Annotated in this window: 8 protein-coding genes; 3 read left to right on the plus strand and 5 right to left on the minus strand. The window is 66.5% G+C overall.

Annotated features, from left to right (window positions below; genetic code table 11):
- Positions 1-937 precede the first annotated feature (937 nt).
- Complete coding sequence (locus tag G3N93_RS27370; RefSeq protein ID WP_039349877.1) at positions 938-1,774, plus strand: bifunctional allantoicase/(S)-ureidoglycine aminohydrolase; 837 nt, start codon at positions 938-940, stop codon at positions 1,772-1,774.
- Positions 1,775-2,466: 692 nt separating this feature from the next.
- Here the strand turns inward: G3N93_RS27370 and G3N93_RS27375 are convergent.
- Positions 2,467-2,760 carry a GYD domain-containing protein gene (locus G3N93_RS27375; RefSeq protein WP_174942029.1) on the minus strand — a complete coding sequence of 98 codons (294 nt, stop codon included), beginning with the start codon at positions 2,758-2,760 and terminating at the stop codon, positions 2,467-2,469.
- A gap of 581 nt (positions 2,761-3,341) precedes the next feature.
- Positions 3,342-4,136 (minus strand): aminoglycoside phosphotransferase family protein, encoded by a 795-nt coding sequence (locus tag G3N93_RS27380; protein WP_206134366.1) that lies wholly within the window; start codon positions 4,134-4,136, stop codon positions 3,342-3,344.
- A 237-nt stretch (positions 4,137-4,373) separates the two neighbouring features.
- Here G3N93_RS27380 and G3N93_RS27385 point away from each other — a divergent pair, with 237 nt between their 5' ends.
- Positions 4,374-6,494: a penicillin-binding protein 1A gene (locus G3N93_RS27385; protein ID WP_206134367.1), complete on the plus strand. Its 2,121-nt coding sequence runs from the start codon at positions 4,374-4,376 to the stop codon at positions 6,492-6,494.
- A gap of 8 nt (positions 6,495-6,502) precedes the next feature.
- Positions 6,503-7,114, plus strand: coding sequence for a trimeric intracellular cation channel family protein (locus tag G3N93_RS27390; RefSeq protein ID WP_206134368.1), 612 nt, complete (start codon positions 6,503-6,505; stop codon positions 7,112-7,114).
- An 89-nt stretch (positions 7,115-7,203) separates the two neighbouring features.
- Here the strand turns inward: G3N93_RS27390 and G3N93_RS27395 are convergent, their stop codons facing one another.
- The 3 genes from G3N93_RS27395 to G3N93_RS27405 all read right to left on the minus strand — a co-directional run.
- On the minus strand, positions 7,204-7,590 hold the full coding sequence (locus G3N93_RS27395) for a VOC family protein (RefSeq protein ID WP_206134369.1): 387 nt from the start codon (positions 7,588-7,590) through the stop codon (positions 7,204-7,206).
- A 112-nt stretch (positions 7,591-7,702) separates the two neighbouring features.
- A complete protein-coding gene (locus tag G3N93_RS27400; protein ID WP_206134370.1) occupies positions 7,703-8,524 on the minus strand; it encodes a heme ABC transporter ATP-binding protein in 822 nt (273 codons plus the stop codon).
- Positions 8,525-8,543: 19 nt separating this feature from the next.
- Positions 8,544-8,894: iron chelate uptake ABC transporter family permease subunit (locus G3N93_RS27405; protein WP_206134371.1), on the minus strand; the 351-nt coding region annotated here is incomplete at its 5' end.

Raw genomic sequence — 8,894 nt, forward strand, 5'->3', positions numbered from 1 at the left:
GAACGCGACCACGGCGATCGCGGCTATCGCCACCGCAAGCATCGTCATCACCGCGACTGGGACTGATCGCCGCTGGCGCGGCTCGGTGCGTGAACCGCGCACCGGCGCGCCGACGGCGTCGGCACCCGACGCGAGATTCGGCCCGGCGGCCTGCCGGGTCGTCATCGCCGGCCAGACCGGCGAACACCTTCCGGCTTCCCCAGCCGCGGCCAGATGCCCGATCGATGGGCCGGCAAGTTTCCCTCCTCGCTGTATTTCCCCGTTTTCCGACTACACCGCCTCTCGCGACTGAATGCGTGCGACTCGTGGCGATACCGTTCGTGTTCCGTTCGATTCCCGTTGGCCCATTCTCCGGCCGGACGATGGCTCATGATTGGCGCGGTGCTGCTTGCTGCCGTGCGCACGTCGTCGGGCTCCAATCTGCGTAACCGGATGTATTGCGAACCGCGTGTGTCGCTGCGGCTGCTGCGTTTTTTCACCTACCTTTCTAGCGTCCCGGTGAACGTGCGCGTTGCTGCGTCCGTCAGGATTTCCCTGATAGCCAGACCGTCGCGACATGCTTCCTCACCGCATATCGCGGGTGCCGGCGGGTAGTGGGAAATCGAATGGAATCCATCGCAACATTTAATTGGTCGATTGCGAACGACTTCGCTATCGTCGGCGATGCTCGCGTACGGCATCGCACCGTGCCGCTGGCCGCGCCTCGCCGCATGATCGCGAGCGCCACGGCCCGGTCGCCGGCCCCACAAGCATGGGCCGCCGCGTCCGAAGAACCGGACGAACCCGTCGCGAAGCCTGGCCGACCGAACGAAGGCGCATGCGCCTTCAAGCCACCCCGGCAACGACGTCCCGCCGCCGCCTGCGTGCCCCACGCGCATGTGTGCCGCCCGATGTCGTTGGTGCCCGGGGCCGGACCAACCCATTGCCTGGATGCACTATGTCTAAGACAACGTATTACGCGCCGCATGGCGGCCACCCGCCGCAGACCGATCTGCTGACCGATCGCGCGATGTTCACCGAGGCGTACGCGGTGATCCCGAAGGGTGTGATGCGCGACATCGTCACGAGCTGGCTGCCGTTCTGGACGAACACGCGCCTGTGGGTGATCGCTCGCCCACTGTCGGGTTTCGCGGAAACCTTCTCGCAGTACATCGTCGAAGTGAACCCGGGCGGCGGCAGCGACAAGCCCGAGCAGGACAAGAACGCCGAAGCCGTGCTGTTCGTCGTCGAAGGTGAAGCCGAGCTGACGCTGCAAGGCACGAAGCACGTGCTGAAGCCGGGCGGCTACGCGTTCATTCCGCCGGGCGCGGACTGGACGCTGCACAACGTCAGCGATGCCGCGGTGCGTTTCCACTGGGTGCGCAAGCACTACCAGGCCGTCGACGGCATTCCGCTGCCGGAAGCCTTCGTGACCAACGAGCAAGACGTCGAGCCGATCCCGATGCCGGGCACCAACGGTGCATGGGTGACGACGCGCTTCGTCGACATGAGCGACATGCGTCACGACATGCACGTGAACATCGTGACGTTCGAGCCGGGCGGCGTGATTCCGTTCGCTGAAACGCACGTGATGGAGCACGGGTTGTATGTGCTGGAAGGGAAGGCTGTTTATCGACTGAACCAGGACTGGGTCGAGGTCGAAGCGGGCGACTTCATGTGGCTGCGCGCGTTCTGCCCGCAGGCATGCTATTCGGGTGGCCCTGGCCGCTTCCGTTACCTGCTGTACAAAGATGTGAACCGTCACATGAACCTGTTGCTGAACCCGGCGCGTTAAGCGTCGAGCAAGCAGTTGGATGTGGAAGCCCGCCGGCGGATGCCGGCGGGCTTTTTTTTTAGGTTCTTCGTGAGAGTCGCTTGCCGACCTATTGCCGACGGTCGGCTCGTCAGACGCGCTACGGCAGATATCAGCGCCAAACGGTCGATCGGTACGGCCACTCGCGGACAAGTAATCGGTGCGGACACCTATCGTCTTGCCGATACGGCGGCGTCCGCGATCGCGTTTCTCGCCGGCTGTGGCGAACGTCAGCACGCCAGCACCAGAGTTCACCTGAGCGGCGACCGACGCGGGCATGAAACAGCCTGACTGCGGGCCGGCAATCGCACCCATGATTAGATGGATGATTGCGAGCGTTTCGTCGCGAGGTGCGAGGATGCAGGCAGCGACTCGGTTGCCGGTGTCGCGCAGGGAAGCTGCTCGCTCACTACCACCTTCCCGTTTAAGCGGCGTCGTTCCTCGTCTTTGGTCGACCTCCGGGAGCGTAGCTGCGCAGGCATCTGGCTCATGTCGAGGCGCGCGAGAATGGCGTCACGCTACACGCTTGCGGCGCGCATCGTTGGCCTTTGCCTGCGCTGTGCTCCTGGCTCGTGAGCAATACCGGTGACGCCACGATGCGCCGGCAACCAGCCCGCTTCCGGGACGCCCGTTTCATCCCTGTCGATGGCTGTTGCATTTCGCGCGTCAGGGCTTCACTTCATGCCGCCGACGATCCGCTCCATTTCCGCCTCACCGAAAGCACGCATACTGACGGTTCGAACATTGCCTAATTGCGCCACCATCAGTCCCAGCCGCGTCGCGGTTTCGTCGTCGGGCGCATCGAGTGTCGCGACGATGTCGTATGGCCCAAGTGTCCAGTTGAGCGAGCTGACGGTGACGCCCATCGCCCGCGCCCCTTCCTGAAACGATTTCGCTCGCTGGACCGTGTCTTTCACTGACTGCATGCCTTGGTCGGTCCAATTCATCAATACGATGTATGTCGCCATATTGCCTCCGATGGTTAAGGAGCCCATCCACGTTCTCCCGTCCATACACGGGACGAACTTCACCGACCGGCCACAAGCGTTTGCGGCAGGTGCAGCTTTCGTTTACCCCGGGATTCGTCGGACATGTGCATTGCTGACGCACGCATGCCCTTGATCAATCGGCAACGTAAACAGTATAGAAAGCGAATCAGCCGCCAGCGGGCCAATGATTGCGCTGTGTGCGATACCCGCGTCACCGCGGATCGCATGTCAAGTCAGCGCAGGTATCGAGGTGAAGAGAATGAGCGCAACCGGAACGGTGGAACCGGGTTACTCGGTTCCACCGCATGACGCGCGGCGAGATTCATCTCGCGCCTGAGATCGGCGCAGGGTGCCGGCCTTTCGCGAAATCTCTCGTCAACACGGCGATTGAGCGACGCGCTACCGTCGACGTCCAGCGATCGTTTGCGAAGCATGCGCCGACGTCCGAGCGTCCTGACCTCGGAACTCGCGAGTGACTCATCATGACCGAGAGGCGTCGGTCCTCCCCGCACTCCCTGGGAATTCGTGATGAGCCAAGCTTTTATGGGCGATGTGTATTGCTACAGGCCGAGTGCGGCGGTCGCAAGCCTAGCGACCCGCAACCGCGTATCGGGCAGCAGCCCGTCCTCGATCAACCACACCGCCGACAAGCCCGACCACGCGAGAATCCACTGCAGCAGCCGGTGCCGGTCGAGCTGCGCGGCGTCGGCCACGACCGTGACGCGTTGCTCGAAGCGTACGGGTTCGACCGCAATATCGTGCGTGGGATTGCAGAACAGGTTCGCGTAGTCGAACGCGCGATCGCCGCGCAGCCCTTTCGGATCGATCGCACGCCAGCCGCGTTCGCCGAATTGGAGGATGTTGCCGTGATGGATGTCGCCGTGCAGGACGACTTCGTCGACGGGCGCTTCGGCCAGCAACCGGTGCGCGACCGTAGCCGCGCGACGAAGCACGTCGCTGCCTGAGGCATCCGACAGCAGCGCACGGAACCAGTCGTGCAACGGAACGACAGAGGGCCGCTCCGGCACACGATGCGCATGCAGCCGCGCAACGACATCGCACGCGATACGCATCGCATCGTCGTCATGCCCTGATGCCGAAAAACCGGCCAGCGTCGGTTCCGGCCGCGCCCGTTCGAGCAGGACTGCATCGCCGTCGTGCTGCCACACCTGCGCGGCGCCATGCCCGTTCCACCAGGTCATCAGCGCATTGCCGCGACGCTCTTCGTCACACGTGGCGACCTTCAACATTGCCGGCCGCGATTGCCAGACGACCGGCAGCAGGCCACCGCTCGCGGTCAGGATCGGGCCGCCATCGGGAACGAGGCCCCACAGGCCGAGGTATCGATCGAACATCACACGATGCTACAGCCGAACCGGATCGCGCGCAGCGCGGTTCGCCCGATGGTGCGACACGCGGTCGCAGATGCGACCTGAACGGCTCCGGCGCACTTTCCTAAATAAAATTTAGCCAGCCCAACTTTGGCTAAAGAATGTTCCGGTTTCGCGCCATCCCTTCGACAATGCGCGCCTTTCGTGACTGTCGGTGCCTCTCGCGCATCGGCCGTCGCAGCATCGAAGAAGGAGCCCGACATGACCGACCACACCGCATCCCCGCCACCCCCGCCCGCACCGCCGCCACGCCGTCGCCGCGTGTGGCGCACGCTTGCGGGCGCGCTGCTCGGCCTGACGGTTGCATGCGCGGGCATCGGCGCGTGGACGATCCAGCGCATCTGGACGCAGTTGCCGTCCGTCGAGCACCTCGCCGTCTATCGTCCCGCGCAGCCGCTGCGGATCTTCTCGCGCGACGGCGACCTGCTGGCCGAATACGGCGTCGAGCGGCGCGAGTTCGTGCCGCTCGAACGCATCCCGCCGCTGATGCGGCAGGCGCTGCTCGCGGCCGAGGACGCGAAGTTCTACCAGCACGGCGCGGTCGATTTCAACGGCCTTGCGCGCGCGACGTTCGCGAACGTCGTAACGGGGCAGCCGGGGCAGGGCGGCAGCACGATCACGATGCAGGTCGCACGCAACTTCTACCTGACGCGCGACAAGGTGCTGAGCCGCAAGCTCGCCGAGATCCTGATGGCGACCAAGCTCGAACGCGAATACAGCAAGGACAAGCTGCTCGAGCTGTACATGAATGAGATCTATCTGGGCGAGCGCGCGTACGGTTTCGCGGCGGCCGCGAACGTGTATTTCGGCAAGCCGCTCGACGCGCTGAGCGCGGGCGAGGCGGCCGTGCTCGCGGGGCTGCCGAAGGCGCCTTCCGCGTTCAACCCGGTCGTCAATCCGGCACGCGCGACCGCGCGGCGCAACTACGTGCTCGGCCGCATGCATGCGCTCGGCCAGCTCGACGACGCGACGTATCACGCGGCCGTCGATGCGCCGATCGCGCTGGCGACCACGCCGCCGCCGGGGATCATCGCGGCGCCGTACGTTGCCGAGCGCGCGCGCCGGATGATGGTCGAGCGTTTTCACGACGAGGCCTATACGCTCGGCCTCGACGTGACGACGACGATCTCGATGCGCGACCAGCGCGCGGCCGAATCGTCGCTTGCCCGCACGCTGAGCCGTCAGCCGCGCGCGAAGCGCGATGCGCGCAACGGGCTCGAAGGCGCGCTCGTGTCGCTCGACGCGGCAACGGGCGACATGCTCGCACTCGTCGGCGGCGCGGATTTCAACCGCAACGTGTTCGACCATGCGCTGCAGGCGTATCGCCAGCCGGGCTCGAGCTTCAAGCCGTTCGTCTATTCGGCGGCGCTGGAAAAAGGCTACTTCCCGGGCGTGCTCGTCGACGATACGCAGCGCACGCTCACGCATGAGGAAACCGGCGCGCGGCCGTGGCGTCCGCGCAATTTCGCCAACAACTACGAGGGTTTCATCCCGGTGCGGCGCGGGCTCATGCGCTCGAAGAACCTCGTCGCGGTCAGCCTGATGCAGGCCACCGACGCGCGCTACGTGCAGCAGCACGCGGTGCATTTCGGCTTCGACGCGCAGCGCAATCCGGCGTCGCTGCCGCTCGCGCTCGGCGCGGGCGCCGTGACGCCGCTCGAACTGGCAAGCGCGTACAGCGTGTTCGCGAACGGCGGCACGCGGATGGAGCCGCGCCTGATCCTGTCGGTGAAGCAGCGTCACGGTGGCGCGATATACGAAGCGACGGCGCCGGCAGGCGAGCGCGTCGTGTCGGCGCGCAACGCGTTCGTGATGGACAGCATGCTGCGCGACGTCGTGAAGTCCGGCACCGCGCGCGGCGCGCTTGCGCTGCGCCGCGACGACGCGGCCGGCAAGACGGGCACGTCGAACGGGTCGAAGGACGTCTGGTTCGCCGGCTACTCGTCGGGCATCGTCGCGGTCGCGTGGCTCGGCTACGACACGCCTCGCCCGATGGGGCGTGCGACTGGCGCGTCGCTGGCGCTGCCGGTCTGGCTCGACTACATGAAGACGGCCGTCGACGGGCGTACGCCGGTCGAGGCGACGCCGCCGCAGGACGTCGCGCTCGTCGACGGCGACTTCGTCTACGCCGAATACACGCGCGGCACGTGCACGGCCGACGTGCCGTCGTACATCCGCAGCCGCTTCGCGTGCGGCGGGGCCAGGGCGGCCGATGCGTCCGACGCGCCGGGCAACAACGGCAAGCCCGCCGAGCCGATGCCTGGCGCGGTCGATGCGGCCGAGCGCGAACGCGTGCTCGACCTGTTCCGGACGGATGACTGACGCGCACCATGCATACGCTTTATCTGATTGCAATCGTCGCGGAAGCGATGTCGGGGGCGCTGATGGGCATGCGCCGCGGGATGGACCGCTTCGGGCTCGCGCTGGTCGGCGCGGTGACGGCGCTCGGCGGCGGCACTGTCCGAGACGTGCTGCTCGGCCACTATCCGCTCGGCTGGATCGCGCACCCTGAGTATCTGGTGATCACGCTCGTCGCGGCGACCGTCGCGTCGTGGGTCGCACGGCATGTCTCGCGGATGAAGACACTGTTCGTCACCGTCGACGCGATCGGCCTCGCGGCGTTCACGATCATCGGCTGCGACATCGGCGCGTCGACGGGCGCTGTGCCGATCATCGTCGTGTTGGCCGGCGCGATCACGGGCGTCTGCGGCGGGATGCTGCGCGACCTGCTGTGTAACGAGATGCCGCTGATCCTGCGCGAGGAGCTGTATGCGAGCGTCGCGTTTGTTACGGGCGCGCTCTACGTCGGGATGCAGTACCTTGGCATCGATGCGGGCTTCGCGACGGTCGTCGCGCTGGCGGCCGGGTTCTCGATGCGGATGCTCGCCGTGCGGCTCGGATGGAAGATGCGGACGTTCGGCGCGGCGGATCTCGAGCATTGAGCCGGGGGGGGGGCCACCCGCACGGCGATAGGGGGCGCGAGCGGTACCGGCCCCGGGCGGTCGGGTGAGCGCCCGGGCCGGACGGAACGTCAGTCGGCCTGCATCACCTGGAAGACGTTGCCTTCGGGATCGATGCCGTCGTACATCGTGTACGCGAATCCGTCATAGCGCTTGAGATCGCGCACCGTCACGCCGTTGCCGGCCAGCCGGGCGCGATGCGTGCCGATGTCCTGGCCGATCGAGAACACGAGCTTCATGTGACTGGCTTCCGCGCGCGCTTCCGGATCAGCAGGTACCGCATGGCGGAACGCCGGGCCGGCGAGATGCAGTGCCAGCTCGATGGCGCCTGCACCGAGCACGACCCACTCGTTTTCGATTTCCTCGATGACGGGCAGATCGAAATACTGTTGGTAGAACGACTTGAGCGATGCGACGTCCTGAACGTACAGGATGATGCGGGTCATCGGAAGCGGCACGTGAGTCTCCTTGAAGGGGATGCGCGAAGCGCGATTGATGCGTTGTTAAAGTCGTTGCTATCGATCGGGCATGACATCGCACGACGCAATACTCATGCGATACGCGCCCGCACTACGCGGGCACCATCACCGGCGGCGCACCGTCGCAGGTTTCCACCATCTTCACCGCGAATCCGTAGCACTGCGCGATATGGGCCGGCGTCATCACGTCGCGCGGCGTGCCGTGCGCGACGATCGTGCCGTCGGCGAGCATCGCGATCGTATCCGCATGCCGTGCGGCGAGATTCGGATCATGCACGATCGCGAGCACGCCGAGCTGCCATTCGCGTGCAACGGCGCGCACGGTTTCGAGCAGGCGGTGCTGATGCGAGAGATCGAGCGCGGCGGTCGGCTCGTCGAGCAGCAGGTAGCGCGGGCCGCTTTCCGTCGCTTCGTCATCCGGCCACAGCTGCGCGAGCACACGGGCGAACTGCACGCGTGCGAGTTCGCCGCCCGACAGCGTCGTGACGTCGCGGCCGACGAGCGCATCGGCGCCCGCGCGTTCGAGCGCGCACCACGCGATGTCGCGGTCCCGGTGCGACGTCGCGCCAGTGCGCCGTGCATGCGGATAGCGGCCGAGCAGCACGATTTCGTCAACGCTGAACGGGAACGCCGGCTGCGCGGCCTGCGGCAGCACCGCGCGCAGGCACGCCAGTCGCGGCGCGTCGATACGCGCGAGCGGTTCGCCGTTCAGCGTGATGTCGCCGGTCACGCGTACGCCGTTCGGCGCGACGCCACCGGTGAGTTCGCCGGCGAAGGTCTTCAGCAGCGTGCTCTTGCCGGCACCGTTGCGGCCGAGCAGGGCGGTCACGCGGCCGGGTTCGATCGACAGCGACAGGTCGCGCAGAATCGCATTGTGTCGACGGGCGACGTCGAGGTGATGGGCGGTCAGCATGATCGTCGTAAAAGAAGGGTTAGCCGCCGAGCGCGCCGCGACTCTTCCACAGCAGCGCGAGAAAGAACGGCGCGCCGAGCAGTGCGGTCAGCACGCCGAGCGGAATTTCCGCGGGTGCGGCAACGGTACGTGCGGCGAGATCGGCGGCGAGCGTCAGCAGCGCGCCGAGCAGTGCGGCGCCGGGCAGCACGATCCGCTGATCGGGGCCGCACGCGAGGCGCACGCAATGCGGCGCGACGAGCCCGATGAAGCCGATGATGCCCGCGCACGACACCAGCGCGCCGACCGCAAGCGCGACCGCGACGAGCACGCGCCGCTTCAGCCGCTGCACGGGCACGCCGAGGTGCAGCGCCTCGGTTTCGCCGAGCTG

This window comes from Burkholderia sp. Se-20378 (assembly GCF_017104665.1).
Lineage (GTDB): Bacteria > Pseudomonadota > Gammaproteobacteria > Burkholderiales > Burkholderiaceae > Burkholderia > Burkholderia lata.

Bases quoted from the DNA above. Each gene is read 5' to 3' on its own strand.
- G3N93_RS27400 (WP_206134370.1), bottom strand. From the start codon at position 8,524: ATGCTGACCGCCCATCACCTCGACGTCGCCCGTCGACACAATGCGATT.
- G3N93_RS27375 (WP_174942029.1), bottom strand. From the start codon at position 2,760: ATGGCGACATACATCGTATTGATGAATTGGACCGACCAAGGCATGCAG.
- G3N93_RS27385 (WP_206134367.1), top strand. From the start codon at position 4,374: ATGACCGACCACACCGCATCCCCGCCACCCCCGCCCGCACCGCCGCCA.
- G3N93_RS27380 (WP_206134366.1), bottom strand. From the start codon at position 4,136: ATGTTCGATCGATACCTCGGCCTGTGGGGCCTCGTTCCCGATGGCGGC.
- G3N93_RS27390 (WP_206134368.1), top strand. From the start codon at position 6,503: ATGCATACGCTTTATCTGATTGCAATCGTCGCGGAAGCGATGTCGGGG.
- G3N93_RS27370 (WP_039349877.1), top strand. From the start codon at position 938: ATGTCTAAGACAACGTATTACGCGCCGCATGGCGGCCACCCGCCGCAG.